The sequence below is a fragment of the Ensifer adhaerens genome (genome assembly GCF_013283195.1).
GTDB lineage: Bacteria > Pseudomonadota > Alphaproteobacteria > Rhizobiales > Rhizobiaceae > Ensifer > Ensifer adhaerens_G.
Genome location: NZ_JABEKT010000001.1, coordinates 2,881,958 through 2,899,451, shown reverse-complemented (window position 1 = coordinate 2,899,451; position 17,494 = coordinate 2,881,958). Strand labels below are relative to the sequence as shown.

Here is a 17,494-nt window from a genome sequence, read left to right as displayed (position 1 = left end):
CTTGTAGCGTCGCGCTTCACCTATGGCGCACTATTCGCTGCAAGCCTTTAAACTCGCTGCGTAATTCCCGCCGGAATCGATCCGAAGCGGGGAATTGTGCATAGCCCTGATCGCGAGCTATCGGCGCTTGAAGGCGTTCGCATGCTTGCGTCTGCCGGAGCGTGCCATGACCAGGCCCCTTATCGTCATTTTCATTGCCATCGTGCTCGATGCCGTCGGCATCGGCCTCATCTTCCCGATCCTGCCTTCGCTTTTGAAGGAGGTGACCCACACCGACAACGTCGCGCCCTATATCGGCGTGATGACCGCGCTCTACGCGGCCATGCAGTTCGTCTTCGCGCCGGTGCTCGGTGCGCTCAGCGATCGCCTCGGCCGCCGGCCGGTGCTCCTGATTTCGCTTGGCGGCGCTGCCATCAACTACCTGTTGCTGGCCTTTGCGCCCAATCTCCTCGTGCTGTTCATCGGCCGCGCCATTGCCGGACTGACGAGCGCCAACATCTCCGTGGCGATGGCCTACATCACCGACATTTCGCCTGAGGAGAAGCGTGCCCGCCGCTTCGGGTTGTTCAACGCCATGTTCGGCATCGGTTTCATCATCGGCCCCGTTCTTGGGGGCGCTCTTGGTGATCATTGGCTACGGCTGCCCTTCATCGCGGCGGCGGTCCTCAACGGCTGCAACCTGCTGCTGGCATTGTTCATCCTGCCGGAATCGCGCACGCCCAGCCGGGAGAAACTCGATCTTTCGGCGCTGAACCCGCTTGCGCCCCTGCGCTGGGTTTTCTCGGTGAAGAGCCTGATGCCAATCATTGTCATCTTCTTCATCTTCAGCGCCACCGGCGAGGCCTACGGCACCTGCTGGGCGCTATGGGGCGGCGATACCTTCCAGTGGAACGGGCTTTGGGTCGGGCTGTCGCTCGGCACCTTCGGCGTCTGCCAGACCCTTGCCCAGGCCTTTCTCCCCGGTCCGGCCGTCAAGCTGCTCGGCGAGCGCGCGGCCATCTTGACCGGTGTCGCCAGCGTCTGCGCAGCACTTATCGTCATGGCGCTTGCGACGGAGAGCTGGATGATCTTCGCGATCATGCCGGTCTTCGCGCTCGGCGGCATCGGCGTGCCGGCGCTGCAGGCGCTGGCGACTGGAGAAGTCGATGACAGCCAACAAGGCCAGTTCCAGGGCGTGCTGGCGTCGGTGGTGAGCCTTGCCTCGATCGTCAGCCCGCTGGCGTTCTCGAGCTTCTACTTCGCCGTCAGGGAGCAATGGCCGGGTGCGATCTGGCTGTCGGTCGTCGTTGTCTATGCGATCGCCGTGCCGTTGATTTTCGGCTTGCGGTTGGGGCGCAAGCCGGCGGTGGCGGGCGAACCGGGTGTGGCGTGATTACGAACTCATATGGTTACAATTAACAGTTACGTACTTCCCGATCGTCACATGAGTGCTAGGTAATTTACCTCGACGGCTTCGACGTCTGGTTCAACCGCGTCACGCCGCAACGGCCAAACGGCTTGCCGCCGTCGCATGGGCGGCGGATAGCCATCGCCCGTTCCGGCTTTTGTCGGACGATTGCTTCAAGCTGGTTTGAGCGTTGCAGGCGCAAGTTCAAGAGCCCGTAGGCGCCACTGTGGAGGACAGATCGCATGTCTAGCAAAACCCTGATTTTCGCGGCGATATCGCTGACATTCGCAACAGGTGCTTTCGCCAAATCCCCGTCCGACGTCGCCGATCTCGTGGGCGCGCGCGCACCGGGAGCTGAAAGCGAAATGCAGGCGCGCGGCTATGAGGACGTCGGCGGCAACAATACGTGGTGGAACGCCGGCACCAAGGTTTGCGTGCGGGTGCATGTTTCCCAGGGCAAATACTCCGCGATTTCCCAGATCAAGGCTGCGGCGTGCGGCCAGAGCGGCGGCACCAAGACGCAATGCCCACCTGATCTCTCCCAGGCGGACCTCTACAAGCATCCGGGTTGCAGCCTCTGAAGGCATGGGATTGTGCCGTTCTTGGGCACGTGAGCGGCTTAACGGGAAGAGCCGGCGGCCGCGGCAATCTCGGCATAGCGCCGCTGGCGGTCGTCGATTTCCTGCAGGAGCCAGCCGAGAAAGCTCTTCGTCACCGGCTTGGTGCGGAACAGCTCTTCCTGGCAGACGAACTGGTAGGTCTCGTTGGGTTCGTAAAAGTGGTCGTGCACCAGGCGGACCTGACCGGATCTGAGTTCGTATTCCACCATGGTGCGGTCGATCAGCGCGACGCCCTGTCCTTCCTTCACCGCTTCCAGAATGATGTGCTGGTCGTCGAAGATCAGGTCCTGGCGGCTGGGCGGGAGCCTCAGGCCGGAGGAGGCGATCCAGCTCTGCCATTCCTGCAGGCCGCGATAGTGCAGGCGGTTGCCGGAAAGAAGGTCGTGCTTGCCGGCCTGTGCCTGCCAAATGGAGCTGCCGCAGACCGGCACCAGGCGCTCGCGCAGGAGCCGCTGCGAAAACCGGGCGGGCGGGGGGTGCAGGCAATAGTCGATGATCACGTCGGCGGTGCCGGTCGCCGGCGTGTTGGTTTCGAGATGGGAGAGGTGGATTTGCAGGCCCGGATTTTCGCTGAGGAACGCGGAAATGCGCGGCGCGATCAGCTTCATCGAGAAGAACGGGCCGACCTTGACGCGCAGGATCTTCTGGGTGTTGCGCGGGCGGATATGCTGGACAACGCCTTCGAGATCGTCGAAGGCGCGGTTGCAGGATGCAAAGAGCAGGGCGCCTTCGGGCGTCAGCTCGACGCCGTGCTGCTTGCGGATGAAGACGCTGAGGCCAAGATTGTCTTCGAGGATGCGGATCTGGTGGCTGATGGCGCCCTGGCCGATGCAGAGCTCGTTTGCCGCCGCCGTCAGGCTGCCATTGCGGGCTGCCGCCTCGAAGGCGCGCAGGGATTTGAGGCTTGGCAGATCGCGCATGGGGTTCTCCGGAAGGCGGTCGATCCGCGCCACCATATATGAATTCTTTAGATGTCTGGGATTATTTCTTTGGCATTGCGAAGCGCGGGAACGTCGCCCATTGTCGACGAATAATAAAGCGAAAACGCAACAACGATCGGCAGTAAATTCAGGGATTGGCAGGCGAAATCGACATTGGGTCCGGCCCGATGCGCGGCTTTGCGGGCGATAACCCGGAGGCGCCGAGACTGATGACAAAGGGAACGACATGCAAAAGAAGTTCATGCGTGCGACAGCACTTTTCTTCGCCTGCGCCATGGCCGGCACGAGCCTTGCGACGGACAAGCTTTCGATCGGCACGGAAGGCGATTATGCGCCATTCAATTATGTGACGGCTGGTGGCGAGATCAAAGGTTTCGACTATGACATCGGCCAGGCGGTTTGCGCCGAGATCAAGGTTGAATGCGTGTGGAGCACCAATGAGTGGTCCGGCATCATTCCCGCACTTCAAGCCAAGAAATTCGACGTGATGATCGCCTCGATGGCGATCAACGAGGACCGCAAGAAGGAAGTGGACTTCACCAAGCCCTATTACTTCAACGCCATGCGCTTCATTGCTCGCAAGGACCTGGGGCTAACAGACGTTTCGCCGGAAGCGCTGAAGGGCAAGGTGATCGGCACGCAGTCCGGTTCGGTGGCCGTCGAGGCGCTGCAGGAGTTCTTCCCCGACAGCGAGGTCAAGCTCTACCCGACACTCAGCGAAGTGTTCCTCGATATGGCCAATGGCCGGCTCGACCTGATCCTCGAGGGTCAGATGGCGCTGACGGACTGGCTGGCTAAGGACGATAGCGGCTGCTGCGATTTCGTCGGCGACAGCTTCATCCTCGATACGGCGCAGGGCAACGCCATGGCGGTGCGCAAGGGCAACGAAGAGCTGCTCGGCAAGCTCAACGGCGGGCTGGAGGCGATCATGGCCAATGGCACCTACGACAAGATCCGCAAGCAGTATTTCGACTTCGACATCATGGCCCGGCCGAAGAGCACGAGCGAATATTTCCGATAGATAGCGAGGGGCGGGCAGGCGAGCTTCGTGGCCTGGTTTACTAAAGCCCCTCATCCGGCCTGCCGGCCACCTTCTCCCCGCGTGCGGGGAGAAGGGACATCGCGGCAACCGCTCGCAACTATAGTCGCTGTCGGCACTTCAATGGTCTCTCCTGGGTGATGGATGAGCTGCAGCCTCACAAGGAAACTGTGAGCGGCAAGCCTCTCCCAAGGAATTCGCATGTCGCGTGCTGCGTTTCACGCAGGGCGCAACATGCGACGGGCGCGGCGCCGGGGTGTTCGCGCTTCCCCGGCGCCCGTCTCTTCGATCTTCTCCCATTCCCCGAATGAAAGTGCATGCCATGAGCTTCAAGGTCGCCGTTCTCGAGTTCAACCAGGAAACCAACACGTTCTCGAAGCTGAAGACCGGCTTCAAGGATTTCGAGATGTGCCACTATTTCAAAGGGGCGGCGATCGAGGACAATTGCCGCGGCACCAATTCGGAAATCGGCGGCTTCATCGACTGTTGCGACCGTTTTGGCTGGGAGCCGGTCTATACGGTGGCGGCCCGGGCCGAGCCCGGTGGCCGGATCGATGAGGCGACGCGCCTGCGCTTCGTCGCAGACGTGACGGCAGCGCTTGAGGGCGAAAAGCTCGACGGCGTTTTCATCGTCTTTCACGGCGCCATGTGCACGGAGACATCTGACGACGCGCAGATCCAGCTGCTTCAGGTGGTGAGGGGCATTGTCGGGTCCGACCTGCCGATTGCCGCCACCTTCGACCTGCACGCCAATTCGGCGCCTGAGATGGCTGACCTTCTCGACATTGCCGTCTCGTTCCGCACCTATCCGCATGTGGACATGGCGGAATGCGCGACGAAAGCGGGGGCCCTGCTGGAAGCGGCGATGCGCCGCGAGATCGCGCCCGCCATTGCCATTCGCCAGCCGCCGATGATCAACGGCTGCAACGACGGCCGCACCACCCATGCCTGCGCCATGACCGAGCTGCTTGATATCGCCGATGCGATCGCGCGCGAGGACGGTATTCTCGCGACCTCCATCAATGCCGGCTTCTACGACGCCGACATCCACAACACCGGCCCTTCGGCCGTCATCTGCTACGACAAGGCGAAGGTGGCTGACGCCGATGCGATCGCGCATGCAGAGCGGCTCTGCGACGAGATCTGGCAGCGGCGCGAACACCAGGATGAACAATTGCCGCTGACGGCACTGCCGGGCGCCATCGCGAAACATTTGGCAGTCAAGCGCAAGCCCGGGCCGCTGGTGATCGCCGATTTCTCCGACAATCCCGGCTGCGGCGCCTATAGCGATTCCACCTGCCTGCTCTCGGGCCTCTTGCAGGCGGGTGTCACCAATGCCGCCTTCGGGGCGATGTGCGACCCGGCGGTCGTTGCCGAGCTGATCGAAGCAGGGCTCGGGGCCGAGCGCGAGGTGACGCTCGGCTGCAAGATCGACCCTTCCGTCGGCGGCGGGCCGGTCCGGGTCAAGGGCACGGTGCAGGCGATCTCCGACGGGCGGATCATCTTCGAAGGGCCGATGTTTAAGGGCCTGCCGGCGTCTCTCGGCCCAAGCGTGCGCTTCCGCGTCTCCGGCATCGACATCCTGATTTCGAGCGAGCGCCAGCAGCTGCTCGACCAGAACCTCTTTCGCGCCGTCGGCATCGAGCCCGCGACCTACGACGTCGTCGTCGTCAAGTCGCAGCAGCATTTCCGCGCCGCCTTCGGCCCGATCGCATCAGAGATCATCGAGGTCGACGCCGATGGTTTGAGCACCGCCAATATCGGCGCACGCACGTACCGACGCGTCCGCCGGCCGGTCTATCCGCTGGACAACGACGTGGCGGTCGCCGCCAGTGCGATTGCGTGACGCAACGGTGGCCGGGGCTGCAGACGACGCAGCGCCGGGTGTTATCTCTTTTATCCGGGGAGCGCGCGGCCGCTGTTGCCACCAGCCTTACCTTTGCCCCGGCGCCCGAGCGATCGATGGCGTCGACCACCTTGACGGCAAGGATTGAAGGTTGGGCGTCGACCGCGTCGAGCGTCGCGCGGATCGCGTCCTCGATCTTCCTGCTCACGGCATCGGCGACGATCCCTGGAAACACCGAGATCCTGATTTCCAGCCCGTCGGGCAGCGGCACGAACTGGAATTGCCGCACGCCGGCCGTGCCCGTCAGCGGCGAGCGCAGGCGGTGCGCGTGGACATCGATCGTGCCGCCGCCGCGTTTGGCGAAACGAAGCATTTCCTCCCGGCGTCCGGCGATCGAGGCGATGCGCCAGAAGGGCAGGCCGCATGGACAGGGTTCGCTTGCCATGGTGACCATGTCGGAGATCTCGTAGCGCACCAATGGCAGCGTGCGGTTGGTCAGCGTCGTCACAAGCAGTTTTGCGCCCTGGGTGCCGTTAGCGACGGGGCGATTGTCGGTATCGACCACTTCGAAGACGAAGGCATCTTCGGCGAGATGCAGGCCATCGGCGCGCAGGCATTCGTGACCCATCGGCCCGGCCTCGGTGCAGACATAGCTGTTGGCGACGGTCGCCTGCCAGGTCTCGGCTGCGATAGCGCGCACATCCTGCGTCAGCGTTTCGGCGCTGGTGCGAAATAGCCTTGGCCTGATCCGCAACCGTCCGGCCTCCTGCTCAGCGGCCAGCACGCGTACGAATGAGGGATAGGTCGAAATGACTTCGGGCTGATAGGCATTGAGCGTTTCGACGATCGTCTCGGTCGGCATCAGCACGTTCAGCCCGGGTGCCTTGGGCCGGATCGCCCGCAACTCGGCGCCGATCCTATGGGAGATGTGGACAGGGGACGACGCAAAGACCGCCATGCTCCGCGTGGTTTCCTCGATGCCGATAATTCTCTGAAAGCGCACCATGGTGGCGATCGCAGCCAGCCAGGCAGCGCCGTCGAACGCGGTGATCCCGCGCTCGCCCGTCGTTCCGCCGGTGGCGGCCACGCTGAACTCACCAAGCAGCAGGCTTCCCGGATCGTCGCCGTCGAGGTGCCGCTCGACCTGATGTCGGTCGAGCCTCGTGTCGGTGACGATCCGGTCGAAGTTTTCCATGAGCGCGTGCTTGTTCAATACCGGAAAGGCGGCGAGCGCCGCCTCCCGCGCCACGAGGGCACCGATGGTGTCGCGATAATAGGGCGAGGAATGGATGGCGTGCTGCAACATGGATTGCAGTTGCGTCGCCTGGAAGGACAGCAATTGCTCCCGTGACCATTGGCAGCGGCTGAAAAGCGCTTCGGAATGCTGCCTGAGCGCTCTGGTGTCGAGCGTTGCGATGGATGGCGATGGCGACATTGAAGTGGCCCCGAAAGTGCCCTCGTGCCTGCTGTTACCCTGGCCTGTCGTCACCCATCTCGTCGTTTCGATGGCGAATGGCCTACGCTCAAGCTCATGGCACGCAACCATACCAGATTGCCAAAAAGTCGGGAACAGGCGGGTCGATGGTTGCTCCGCCGTCGCCGATTTCACCAATGTCGAGCCGCCAGATCGGCCCAGCGCCATACGCCACAGCACTGGCAACGACGTGCGTTCCATGCGGTGACGCTGACCCGGCTCTCGCTCATCGTAAAACGGGTCGCCGCCGGCACCGGCCGCAGTCCGCTGAGCCGCACTTGGGCGCAATCGGCGTCAGTGCAGATGCACCAGCTTGTCCGGGTTGCGCACGATATAGATCGCCACCACCTTGCCGTCCTCGATCTCGAGTGTGGTCGATTGCAGCTCGCCGTCGGCCTCGCGGGTGACGAAACCGGGCAGGCCGTTGATGAAGCCGGCGCGCACCAGGTCCTCGCCTGATCGCCGATTGGCGGTAGCCGGACAGTTCCTGCCTCGACCCATACGCAATGGAGAAGCCGCCGTTCATCGTGTGAACGGCCGTTTCGCGCCGATCGCCGCCATTGCAATTTCATATTGCAATGCAGAAAGTTTGCGATATTACGAATTTACTCACCACGGACCCGGTGAAATTCCGGGTGGCTCTTCTGGCCGCCGATCCGCCAGACCACGCAAAACCTGCATGCCATTCAAACGACCGCTCAGCAGAGCGCGTTCGCCATGCTTTGCGAGAACTCTTCAGATGCAATTTTCTTCGATCCGCCGGGATTGGTCCGCCAATCCCATGCGCGAAATGCTCGCTGGGGCCGTCGCGACGTTCGCGCTGATTCCAGAGGTTATCGCGTTTTCCTTCGTTGCAGGCGTCGATCCGCAGGTCGGCCTGTTTGCTTCTTTCATAATCGGCATCGTCATCGCCTTCACAGGTGGCCGTCCGGCAATGATATCTGCCGCTGCGGGCTCGGTCGCCCTTGTCGCGGCACCCCTGGTTCATGCTCACGGACTTGCTTATCTCTTCGCCGCCGGACTGCTTGCCGGGGTGATCCAGATCGTTTTCGGGCTTCTCCGTCTCGGGGTCCTGATGCGCTTCGTTTCGAGATCCGTGCGGACGGGCTTCGTCAATGCATTGGCAATCCTCATCTTCGCAGCCCAACTGCCGCATATTGTCGGGGGAGACTGGCTTGCCTACGGCATGCTGGCGGCGGGCCTCGCAGTCATCTACCTCGTACCGAGGATCACGACCGCCATCCCATCCCCGTTGATTTGCATTGTTGTCCTGACAGTCGCATCGATCGCCTTGCAGCTGCCGGTCATGACAATTGCGGATCTCGGAAAATTGCCCGATTCCCTGCCGGTCTTTGGCTGGCCCGCCGTGCCGATGACGCTGGAGACGCTGACGATCATCGCCGGCCCGGCACTTGCCATAGCCATGGTTGGCCTCTTGGAATCGATGATGACGGCAAGTGTTGTTGACGATCTCACGGGCACGCCAAGTTCGAAGAACAGGGAATGTGCGGGCCTTGGCATCGCCAACACGGCCGCGAGCCTGTTCGGAGGGATCGCTGGCTGCGGCATGATCGGCCAGACTGTCAGCAACGTGAAATATGGCGGACGGGGAAGACTTTCCACGCTATTCGCCGGCGCGTTCCTGCTCGTCCTTATGGTTCTGTTGAAGCCATGGGTCTCCCAGGTTCCTGTCGCTGCCCTCGTTGCAATCATGGTAATGGTGTCTATCGATACGTTCGATTGGTCGTCGTTGAAGACGCTGGTCGTTCACCCGAAGATGTCCAGCGCCGTCATGGTGGTGACCGTTGTTGTCACGGTGTTCAGCGCCAACCTTGCTCTCGGCGTCACCATCGGCGTTCTCTTGAGCGGCGTGTTCTTCACCTTCAAGGTTGCCCGCCTGATGAAGGTGGAAACAGAGACCGATGCCAGTCGCGGGCAGGTGAAGTATCGCGTATCAGGGCAAGTGTTCTTCGCCTCGGCCGATGTCTTCATCGACGCATTCGATATCGAAGAAGCCAAGGGCACGAGCGTGGTTATCGATGTTTCGCAGGCCCATTTCTGGGATATCACGGCAGTGGCGGCGCTCGACAAGGTCGTAGATCGTTTTCGAGCCCACGATATCGCAACCACTGTCTTGGGGTTGAATGATGCAAGCGCAACTTTGATCGGAAGCCTCGACAGCCCAGCGAAACTCAAGGAAATCTGATTTCCGCCCCGAACAAAAGACCCTTCCGGTGCGAAGCTGCAATGCGTTTCGACCGCAAGGGGCCGGTTCCCGCTGGTATGCTTCCGGTGCTTGCCTTTTCGAAGGCGGGCGCAATCCTCCAATTTGCCGCCACCCATTGACGTGGGCGTTTTTCAGCACAATAGGGTCAAGCCGAAAAATGTGGTAAGCGCCAGCCAGGCAATGACAGGAGTGTAATCGTGAGCGAACCGACCGTAGCAGATGCAACAAACCGGATTTATGAATCGCTCCAGGCGGACAATGCCGATATCGACGTGCATATCGCGACGCTCAAGGCCGCGTTGACGCGGGCGGGTTTGAAAGAGGCTGTATTCGACCCGGCCAGGCTCGTGCAGAACAACCGTTCCGGCCGGAAGCTCATGCAGGCGTATTTTCGGCAGCGCGGCGTAACGGTCAAATTCTCGGCTTCCTGAAGCCTTCCTGTGACGCCGAACAGGCCGCAGTCTGACGGCCGGCCTGAACACTCTCGATGAGGGGTGACACCAGGCTTGGGCCTTCGGACGCGAGCTGAGGTGCGCGGTCCGTTCCGCCGTGGTCGACGTATTTCTCACCGTCGTGAAGCTCCATGTGGTTTACGCCTTCGACGATATGGAGCGCGCGCCGCCCCCGCATTGCGAGCGCGCCGAACGGGCGTAATATCATCGCGCAACGGGCTCGCGACCGCGATGAAACTGCACTGCGCCCTTCTTGTCTGCGTCGGTCTCCTGGCGGGCAGCACGTCCGCCGAGCGGTCCTCGTTTGACGTCGATCTCGAGCTGGTCCTTGCCGTCGACGTCTCCTATTCGATGGAGATCGACGAGCAGCAGCTGCAGCGCCAAGGCTATGTGGATGCCTTTCTTCAGCCGGAACTGGTCGCTGCCATCCGGAGCGGGCCGATCGGCAGGATCGCGGTGACCTATGTCGAGTGGGGTGGCTCAGCCGTGCAGGTCTTGCCCTGGACGCTGATCGACGGCGTCGACACCGCCCGCCAGTTTTCCGAGACTTTGCAACGGCAACCGACACGGCGGATATCCTTCACCTCGATTTCCAACGCGCTTGCGTTTTCCCGACACCTCTTCCGCTTGAGCCCATTTCGCGGTGTGCGCCGCGTGATCGACATTTCGGGGGACGGGCCGAACAATTCCGGCGTACCGGCGCCCGTCGCCCGCAACTCGACTGTCGCCCAGGGCATCGTCATCGACGGACTGCCGATCTTGTTGCCACGCCGGGACCTGGAATCGATCCCGGATCTCGACGCTTATTACGAGCATTGCGTGATCGGTGGAGACGGCGCCTTTCTCCTGAAAGTCTCGGATACGAGCGATTTTGGGGAGGCGATCCTCAGCAAGCTGATCGTCGAGATACGGGGGCCGAACGTTGCCCGGCTTCAGCGATCCGAGCCGTTTGTGCGACGCGTCGACGCCAAAGCCGGCTACAATTGTTTCGTCGGCGAAGAGATGCAGGAGCGCCGCATCGGGCAATAGGCCGGTGCAGCAATTGGCGCCTGAGCGTGTGAGTGCATCAGGGCAACGGCTTCATGCCGCTGGCGGACATCTGCTAATGCAGATGTCCAAGCTTGTCCGGGTTGCGCACGATGTAGATCGCGACCACCTTGCCGTCCTCGATCTCAAGCGCGGTCGATTGCAGCTCGCCATCGGCCTCGCGGGTGACGAAGCCGGGCAGGCCGTTGATGAAGCCGGCGCGCACGAGATCGGAGCCGTGCTTGCGGAAGAGTGCGGCCAATTGCTCGTGCACCTTGATGACTGCATCGAAGCCGAGGATCGGGTGCATGGCGGCCGAGCGTTTGCCGCCGCCGTCGGCGTGGATGCTGACATCGGAGGCGAGCATGGCGCCGAGCGCCTTCAGGTCGCCGCTGCGCGAAGCGGTGAAGAAGGCCTGCGCCAGTTCGAGCCCACGCGATTGCTCGACCTGGAAACGGGGCCGGCCGTCGCGCACATGGGTGCGGGCGCGGGCGGCGAGCTGCCGGCAGGCGGCGGGATCGCGATCGATCGTGGCGGCGACTTCCTCGAACCCCAGCCCGAAGACGTCGTGGAGAAGAAAGGCGGCGCGCTCGAGCGGCGACAGGCGCTCTAAGGCGAGCATCAGGGGCAGGGTGACGTCTTCCTCCGGCTCCTCCTCGACGACGGGGTCGGGAAGCCAGGGGCCGACATAGGTCTCGCGCTTGAGCCGCGCCGACTTCAGCTGGTCGAGGCAGAGCCGGGTGACGGTGCGGCGCAGGAACGCTTCGGGTTCGCGCACAGCTGAGCGGTCGGCCCCCATCCAGCGGATGAAGGCCTCCTGCACCATGTCCTCTGCGTCGGCGACCGAGCCGAGCATGCGATAGGCGACACGGATGAGTTTCGGACGCAGCGGGTCAAAACCCGCCGCTGCGTCCTCGTGGGCATTGCCCGCCATCAGGCGGCCGCCTGCGCAGACTTTGCCGCTGCCGGCTCGATCCACAGGCCGAAGCCGACGGCCAGACGGTTCCAACCGTTGATGACATTGATCATGAGCGTGAGCTTCACCTGGTCCTCCTCGGTGAACTGTTCGGCGAGCGCCTGACGGGCGCTTTCATGGGTATGACCTTCCGACAGGCGCGTGAGCGCCTCGGTCCAGCCAAGTGCTGCACGCTCGCGTTCGGAATAGCAAGGGGCTTCGCGCCAGGCCGAAAGCAGGTAGATGCGCTGTTCGGTCTCGCCCTTGGCGCGGGCTTCCTGCGTGTGCATATTGATGCAGTTGGCGCAGGCATTGATCTGGGATGCGCGGATCTTGACGAGCTCGATGAGATCGGGCTCGAGGCTGGCGGCGATGGCCATCGACACGCTGGTCCAGCTCTTCATCAGTTGCGGGGCAGCGGCGAAAAGGTCGATCTTGGCAGTCATGGTTCCGTTTCCTTTCGTTGGTTCCGATACCATGACGAGACAGGATCAGCCGGTGTGACATGCGCGCCGATTTTTTTTGAGGGAGGCGCCCTGGCGGGTTCAGATGCGGGCACGGACGCATGGCCCGTTGCCGCCGACGCGGCCTTGTAACCCGTTTGGATAGCTATGCCGCCCTCAGCCAATGTGTGAGTGTAACCTTGGGGAGCACTCTATTTCAGGTGGCGGTGCCGGGTTCGTCGGGAGGCAACCAATGGCGGATGAATTTAATGTTGCTTTGGACATTCCCTACGTGTTCGAGCTCACAATCAATGACTTCGAGGCGCTCTGGCGGAAACTGGAAAGCCAGAGCTTTGCTCTGACAGCGCGGTCGCCACTTTGGTACGGTCGGCTAGAGGGTGAGTTCAACGCTACGTTCGGCACGCTTGAAGCGTATATCGGCGAAGCGACTGCCCTGGTTCCCGCGCATGGAATGGAAAAGACTGCGGCAGAGGCGGTCATGGCCACAATCCTCATGCGCCGTATTGGGGTTGCTCTCAGAGAGCTTTCTCTGGAAGCGACCCAGGTGCTGGTCGCCGGGGATGGCAGCGACGATGCGAAGGGGCGCCTTCGGTACGACGAAAACAACCGGATCAGCGGGGTCGATAGCGACTATCTCGCCAGCGTTCTTGATCTGTCGTCGGATTACAAAGGTGACGGTTGCGTCTTCGAAGTGCTGAGCTATTCCCTGAATAGCCCTTTTTCCGTGAAGTCGATGGTTGCCTCCCTGATGCTGTCCTTCAATGTGGCCACCGCGCCCTTGAGCGGAGCGCACGTCAACTACGATCTCATCCTGAATGCGATAAGCACAGCGATCGAGGTGGGGAACCTCGGCTGTACGTTGCTTTGCACGAAGAAGAGCGACGATCGTCTGTCCATGTTCGTAAAGGAGGAGTTCGAGAAGCTGAAAGCTCACGCGGCAGGGGCCGACGTTCGTCTGATCCAGCGATATCTCAAGGATCTCGGTTTCTACTTTGGTAAAGTCGACAACATATTCGGTCCGGAGTCCAAGCTTGCGGCAGAGAATTTCGCTCGCGTCTACAAGGTTTACGACTATGCGCAGTATAGTGATAGCGAGTTCCTGTATATGTTGGCGAACGTGCATGTGCGCTACCGCGGCATCCTTCCTTCCACGCCCCGATGAACTTCGCCTGCATCCACAGGTCGGGACTTGAGCGAACGCCCATGAGCGAACCTGTCACACCGCTGTAAAACATCCGCACTAAGCCTCGGCGCCATCTTGAACCGAGGATATGTCGATGAAATCGTTTGTCTCCGTCGTTGCCGGTGCGCTTGTCGCCTCGCTGCTTTCCACCGCCGCCTTTGCCGAGAGCCTGGTGCTCTACACCAGCCAGCCGAACGAGGATGCGCAGGCAACCGTCGACGCCTTCAAGGCGGCCAATCCCGGCGTCGAGGTGGAATGGGTGCGCGAAGGCACGACGAAGCTGATGGCCAAGCTGATGGCCGAGATCGAAGCCGGCAACCCGGTTGCCGACGTGCTCCTCATCGCTGACACCGTGACGATGCAGCGCCTGAAGGAAGCGGGCCAGCTGCTCGCCTACAAGTCGCCGGAAGCGGCCAACTACGACGCCGCGCTCTATGACGCCGACGGCGCCTTTTACTCCACCAAGATGATCACCACCGGCATCATCTACAACACCGCGGCCTCGACGAAGCCCGAGGGCTGGCAGGATCTGGCAAAGGCCGACGCCAAGGGTCTGGTGACGATGCCGAGCCCGCTGACCTCGGGTGCCGCACTCATCCACGCGCAGACGCTCGCCGGCATCGACGGCCTCGGCTGGGACTATTACAAGGCGCTGGCCGAAAACGGCGCGACGGCTGCCGGCGGCAATGGTGGCGTGCTGAAGGCTGTCGCCACCGGCGAGAAGGCCTATGGCATGATCGTCGATTTCATGGCGATCCGCGAGAAGGCCAAGGGCGCGCCGGTCGAGTTCGTATTCCCGGCGGAAGGCGTGTCCGCCGTCACCGAGCCGGTCGGCATCCTGAAGACCGCCAAGAACCCTGACGCCGCCAAGAAGTTTGTCGACTTCCTGATTTCGGAAGAGGGGCAGAAGACGGCGGTGAAGATGGGCTACATCCCGGCGCGCAACGGTGTGGCGCTGCCCGAGGGGTATCCGGCGCGCGAGACGATCAAGGTGCTGCCGATCGACGCGGCGGCGGCCGTGAAGAACTCCGACGCCGATCTCAAGACCTTCTCCGGCATCTTCGGCACGAACTGATCGCCTGAATGTCGAAACAGAGTGAAACCATGCGCAGCCGGCCCCGCTGGCTGCGCTTTTCCAATGCGGGGGTGTCTCGTACGAGCCCGGTGAAGCCGGGCGCGTCGCCGGCCGGCGAGCCGCGCTGGCTCGTGCCTTTCGTGCTCGCCTGCCTTTTCCTGCTCTGCGCGCTGCCGCTCATCAGCCTGGTGAAGGCCGGCTTTGCGGGCCTGGCCAGCGGCAATTCCATTGGCGTGCTTACCGAGCCTGCGACCTATGCCGCCATCCGCAACACGCTGCTGACGGCGACGGGCGGCATGGTGATCTCAGTCGTGATCGGCGCGCTTTTCGCCTTTGCCGTGGCGCTTACCGATATCAGGGGCAAGCTTTTCCTGAGCTTCGCCTTCATGCTGCCGATGATGATCCCGCCGCAGGTGACAGCGCTTGCCTGGGTGGAGATGACCGGGCCGGCAAGCCCGCTTCTGAAGACGCTGGGCATCGCGCCGCCGCTCGGCAGTCCGCAGCCGCTCTATTCGCTGTTCGGCATTTCGCTGCTCCTCGGCGTGCAGCACGCGCCGCTGGTGTTCCTGGCGCTGAAGGCGGGGCTTTCGGCCTCGCCGCGCGACGGGGTGGAGGCGGCAAGGCTTTCCGGCGCATCGCCGTTTCGCGTCTTCCTCGATATCGTCGCACCACTGGCCGCCCCCGGGCTGATCGCCGGTGCGGCGATCGCCTTCGTCTCCGGTGTCGGCAATTTCGGCATTCCGGCGATCCTCGGCATTCCCGCCGGGATTACGGTGCTTCCGACGCTGATCTATACGCGGCTTGCAAGCTTCGGCTCGGGCACCTTCGGCGAGATCGCGCTGTTGTCGAGCCTGATTGCTGCGATCGCGGCCATGGGGCTGATCCTGCAGCAGCGGGCGCTTTCGGGCAAAGACTACCGCATCATCGGCCTTTCCGGCGCCAATGCCGCCTTTTCGCTCGGGCGTTTCCGGGTGTTGGTTGAACTTGGGTTGGCGGCGATCCTGTTCCTGGTTCTGGTGGCACCGTTCGCGGCGCTGATCGCCAGTTCGCTGGTGCCGGCCTATGGCGTGCCGCTCACCTGGCAGACGGTGTCGCTGCGCGCCTATGAGGAAATCCTGTTTCGCCAGACGATGACGTTGAGCGCCTTTGGCAATTCGCTGTTCCTTGCGAGTTCGGCCGCCCTCGGGCTGCTGGTCGTTGCCGCGCCGACCGCCTATCTCATGAACCGGCGCAAGGGTGTGCTTGCCGGCACGCTCGGCATCCTGATCGAGATCCCCTATGCACTGCCCGGTATCGTGCTGGCGGTTGCCTTCATCCTGACCTTTGCGGCACCGCTGCCGCTCCTGAATGTCTCGCTCTACGGCACCATCTGGATCATCCTGATTGCTTATTTTTCCTCGTTCCTCGCCGTCAGCCTGAAGCCCGTGATGAGCGCCTTCCTGCAGATGGACCCGTCGCTGGAGGAGGCGGCAAGGCTGTCGGGCGCCGGCTTCTTCCGGCGCATGCGCGACGTGATCCTGCCGCTGGTGGCGCCGGCGGCGGGTGCGTCGATCATCCTCGTGTTCCTGATTGCCGCCAATGAGCTGACGGTCTCGGCGCTGCTCTGGTCGGCGGGCACGCAGACGCTGGGCGTGGCCATCTTCAATCTCGATGACAGCGGCTCGTCCGATCTCGCCTCGGCGTTGTCGGTGTTGGTCGTCATCATGGTGATGGCCCTGATGGCGGCGCTCGAAACCCTTGCAAACTACCTTCCGGAAGGCGTGCTGCCGTGGCGCAACTGATCCTCAATCACCTCACCAAGGATTTCGGCGGCGGCCGGCCTGCCGTCTCCAACGTGTCGCTGACGGTGCGCGAAGGCGGGTTTCTGGCGCTGCTGGGACCATCGGGCTGCGGCAAGACCACGGTGCTGCGCATGATCGCCGGCTTCGAACAGCCGACCGACGGCTCGATCGACTACGGCGAACGCCGGTTATCGGATGCTTCGCGGGCGCTGCCGCCGGAAAAGCGCAACATGGCGATGGTGTTCCAGTCCTATGCGCTTTGGCCGCATATGACGGTGGCGGAAAATGTCGGCTATCCCCTGAAGGTGCGCGGCATCTCCGGCGAGACCTGGCGGCGTAAGGTGGGCGAGGCGCTGGCGCTGGTGAAACTCACCGATTATGCCGAGCGCCGGCCGGCAGCCCTTTCCGGCGGGCAGCGGCAGCGGGTGGCGCTGGCGCGCTGCCTGGTGACGTCGCCTGACGTGGTGCTGCTCGACGAGCCGCTCGCCAATCTCGACCAGCATCTGCGCAAGTCGATGGAGGAAACCTTCCGCATCTTCCACGAACGCTCCGGTGCAACGATGGTCTATGTGACGCACGACCAGTCGGAGGCGATGGCGCTGGCGACCGACGTCGCCGTGATGTCGGAGGGCCGGCTGGTACAGCTGGCGGCGCCGGCGGACATCTACGCACGGCCCGAGGGCACCGTCGTCGGTGGGCTCATCGGCCGCGGCTCGATCCTGAAGGTGCCCGTGGCCGAGCATGCGCCTCGGGTGCTCGGCTGGCCGCAGCTTCGCGAGGTGATCGGCTCAGCGCCTGCCGGCCTTCACCGCGACGTGTTGGTGCGGCCGGAGCATGTGCGGCCCGATGCCGAGGGCATTGCGCTGGAAGTGAAGGCTTGCGTCTATGAGGGCGAACGCTTCGCCCTGACGCTGGCTCTGCCGGACGGCCAGGCGCTGAAGGCCTATGGCGATACCGCGATCCCCGTCGGGCAGAAGGCGAATTTTGCGATTGCGAGCGCCTGGCGGCTTTGAGGGCGACAGGC

General features: G+C 62.7%; 14 protein-coding genes, 1 pseudogene and 1 other annotated feature. Of the genes and pseudogenes, 11 read left to right on the top strand and 4 right to left on the bottom strand.

Features of this window, described 5'->3' with window-relative positions:
• Positions 1-166: 166 nt before the first annotated feature.
• Together LPJGGPFB_RS13850 and LPJGGPFB_RS13845 are read left to right on the top strand one after the other, a co-directional pair.
• A complete protein-coding gene (locus LPJGGPFB_RS13850; RefSeq protein ID WP_173420425.1) occupies positions 167-1,372 on the top strand; it encodes a TCR/Tet family MFS transporter in 1,206 nt (401 codons plus the stop codon).
• A 257-nt stretch (positions 1,373-1,629) separates the two neighbouring features.
• Positions 1,630-1,968 (top strand): hypothetical protein, encoded by a 339-nt coding sequence (locus LPJGGPFB_RS13845; protein WP_173420424.1) that lies wholly within the window; start codon positions 1,630-1,632, stop codon positions 1,966-1,968.
• Positions 1,969-2,006: 38 nt separating this feature from the next.
• Here LPJGGPFB_RS13845 and LPJGGPFB_RS13840 read toward each other — a convergent pair whose 3' ends face one another.
• On the bottom strand, positions 2,007-2,927 hold the full coding sequence (locus tag LPJGGPFB_RS13840) for a LysR substrate-binding domain-containing protein (RefSeq protein ID WP_173420423.1): 921 nt from the start codon (positions 2,925-2,927) through the stop codon (positions 2,007-2,009).
• Positions 2,928-3,174: 247 nt separating this feature from the next.
• Between LPJGGPFB_RS13840 and LPJGGPFB_RS13835 the strand changes: the two genes are divergently transcribed.
• Both LPJGGPFB_RS13835 and LPJGGPFB_RS13830 read left to right on the top strand, forming a co-directional pair.
• The gene (locus LPJGGPFB_RS13835; protein WP_234902812.1) at positions 3,175-3,969 is read left to right on the top strand and encodes a transporter substrate-binding domain-containing protein; all 795 of its coding nucleotides are present in this window, start codon (positions 3,175-3,177) and stop codon (positions 3,967-3,969) included.
• A 340-nt stretch (positions 3,970-4,309) separates the two neighbouring features.
• Entirely contained in the window at positions 4,310-5,833 is a 1,524-nt protein-coding gene (locus LPJGGPFB_RS13830; RefSeq protein ID WP_173420422.1) for a M81 family metallopeptidase, read from the top strand.
• A gap of 1,768 nt (positions 5,834-7,601) precedes the next feature.
• Here LPJGGPFB_RS13830 and LPJGGPFB_RS13825 read toward each other — a convergent pair.
• A pseudogene (locus LPJGGPFB_RS13825) lies at positions 7,602-7,763 on the bottom strand (RNA polymerase sigma factor SigJ); the annotation flags it as partial.
• Positions 7,764-7,920: 157 nt separating this feature from the next.
• Positions 7,921-7,976, top strand: a sequence feature (sul1 is cis-regulatory element that is thought to sense ions involved in sulfur or methionine metabolism; They are found in Alphaproteobacteria).
• Between the two features lie 70 nt (positions 7,977-8,046).
• Here LPJGGPFB_RS13825 and LPJGGPFB_RS13820 point away from each other — a divergent pair.
• The 3 genes from LPJGGPFB_RS13820 (at position 8,047) to LPJGGPFB_RS13810 (ending at position 11,015) form a co-directional block, all read left to right on the top strand.
• Positions 8,047-9,513, top strand: coding sequence for a SulP family inorganic anion transporter (locus LPJGGPFB_RS13820; RefSeq protein ID WP_173420421.1), 1,467 nt, complete (start codon positions 8,047-8,049; stop codon positions 9,511-9,513).
• Positions 9,514-9,728: 215 nt separating this feature from the next.
• On the top strand, positions 9,729-9,965 hold the full coding sequence (locus tag LPJGGPFB_RS13815) for a hypothetical protein (RefSeq protein ID WP_173421042.1): 237 nt from the start codon (positions 9,729-9,731) through the stop codon (positions 9,963-9,965).
• A 252-nt stretch (positions 9,966-10,217) separates the two neighbouring features.
• A complete protein-coding gene (locus LPJGGPFB_RS13810) occupies positions 10,218-11,015 on the top strand; it encodes a DUF1194 domain-containing protein (RefSeq protein WP_173420420.1) in 798 nt (265 codons plus the stop codon).
• 73 nt (positions 11,016-11,088) lie between these two features.
• Here the strand turns inward: LPJGGPFB_RS13810 and LPJGGPFB_RS13805 are convergent, their stop codons facing one another.
• Entirely contained in the window at positions 11,089-11,946 is an 858-nt protein-coding gene (locus tag LPJGGPFB_RS13805; RefSeq protein WP_173420419.1) for a sigma-70 family RNA polymerase sigma factor, read from the bottom strand.
• Positions 11,946-12,413 carry a carboxymuconolactone decarboxylase family protein gene (locus LPJGGPFB_RS13800; protein ID WP_173420418.1) on the bottom strand — a complete coding sequence of 156 codons (468 nt, stop codon included), beginning with the start codon at positions 12,411-12,413 and terminating at the stop codon, positions 11,946-11,948. Before LPJGGPFB_RS13800 ends, LPJGGPFB_RS13805 begins: the two co-directional genes overlap by 1 nt.
• A gap of 250 nt (positions 12,414-12,663) precedes the next feature.
• On the opposite strand from LPJGGPFB_RS13800, the gene LPJGGPFB_RS13795 reads away from it, so the two are divergent.
• The 4 genes from LPJGGPFB_RS13795 (at position 12,664) to LPJGGPFB_RS13780 (ending at position 17,483) form a co-directional block, all read left to right on the top strand.
• Entirely contained in the window at positions 12,664-13,593 is a 930-nt protein-coding gene (locus LPJGGPFB_RS13795; protein WP_173420417.1) for a peptidoglycan-binding domain-containing protein, read from the top strand.
• A 115-nt stretch (positions 13,594-13,708) separates the two neighbouring features.
• Positions 13,709-14,689: an ABC transporter substrate-binding protein gene (locus LPJGGPFB_RS13790; RefSeq protein ID WP_173420416.1), complete on the top strand. Its 981-nt coding sequence runs from the start codon at positions 13,709-13,711 to the stop codon at positions 14,687-14,689.
• Positions 14,690-14,718: 29 nt separating this feature from the next.
• Positions 14,719-16,470, top strand: coding sequence for an ABC transporter permease (locus LPJGGPFB_RS13785; protein WP_234902810.1), 1,752 nt, complete (start codon positions 14,719-14,721; stop codon positions 16,468-16,470).
• Positions 16,458-17,483 carry an ATP-binding cassette domain-containing protein gene (locus LPJGGPFB_RS13780; RefSeq protein ID WP_173420414.1) on the top strand — a complete coding sequence of 342 codons (1,026 nt, stop codon included), beginning with the start codon at positions 16,458-16,460 and terminating at the stop codon, positions 17,481-17,483. The genes LPJGGPFB_RS13785 and LPJGGPFB_RS13780 overlap by 13 nt, the downstream gene beginning before the upstream one ends.
• The last annotated feature ends 11 nt before the right edge of the window (positions 17,484-17,494 follow it).

What these genes read in the sequence shown, in the direction of transcription:
- LPJGGPFB_RS13790 (WP_173420416.1), top strand. Translation starts at nt 13,709, where the DNA reads ATGAAATCGTTTGTCTCCGTCGTTGCCGGTGCGCTTGTCGCCTCGCTG.
- LPJGGPFB_RS13810 (WP_173420420.1), top strand. Translation starts at nt 10,218, where the DNA reads ATGAAACTGCACTGCGCCCTTCTTGTCTGCGTCGGTCTCCTGGCGGGC.
- LPJGGPFB_RS13835 (WP_234902812.1), top strand. Translation starts at nt 3,175, where the DNA reads ATGCAAAAGAAGTTCATGCGTGCGACAGCACTTTTCTTCGCCTGCGCC.
- LPJGGPFB_RS13800 (WP_173420418.1), bottom strand. Translation starts at nt 12,413, where the DNA reads ATGACTGCCAAGATCGACCTTTTCGCCGCTGCCCCGCAACTGATGAAG.
- LPJGGPFB_RS13795 (WP_173420417.1), top strand. Translation starts at nt 12,664, where the DNA reads ATGGCGGATGAATTTAATGTTGCTTTGGACATTCCCTACGTGTTCGAG.
- LPJGGPFB_RS13785 (WP_234902810.1), top strand. Translation starts at nt 14,719, where the DNA reads ATGCGCAGCCGGCCCCGCTGGCTGCGCTTTTCCAATGCGGGGGTGTCT.
- LPJGGPFB_RS13820 (WP_173420421.1), top strand. Translation starts at nt 8,047, where the DNA reads ATGCAATTTTCTTCGATCCGCCGGGATTGGTCCGCCAATCCCATGCGC.
- LPJGGPFB_RS13845 (WP_173420424.1), top strand. Translation starts at nt 1,630, where the DNA reads ATGTCTAGCAAAACCCTGATTTTCGCGGCGATATCGCTGACATTCGCA.
- LPJGGPFB_RS13850 (WP_173420425.1), top strand. Translation starts at nt 167, where the DNA reads ATGACCAGGCCCCTTATCGTCATTTTCATTGCCATCGTGCTCGATGCC.
- LPJGGPFB_RS13805 (WP_173420419.1), bottom strand. Translation starts at nt 11,946, where the DNA reads ATGGCGGGCAATGCCCACGAGGACGCAGCGGCGGGTTTTGACCCGCTG.
- LPJGGPFB_RS13840 (WP_173420423.1), bottom strand. Translation starts at nt 2,927, where the DNA reads ATGCGCGATCTGCCAAGCCTCAAATCCCTGCGCGCCTTCGAGGCGGCA.
- LPJGGPFB_RS13830 (WP_173420422.1), top strand. Translation starts at nt 4,310, where the DNA reads ATGAGCTTCAAGGTCGCCGTTCTCGAGTTCAACCAGGAAACCAACACG.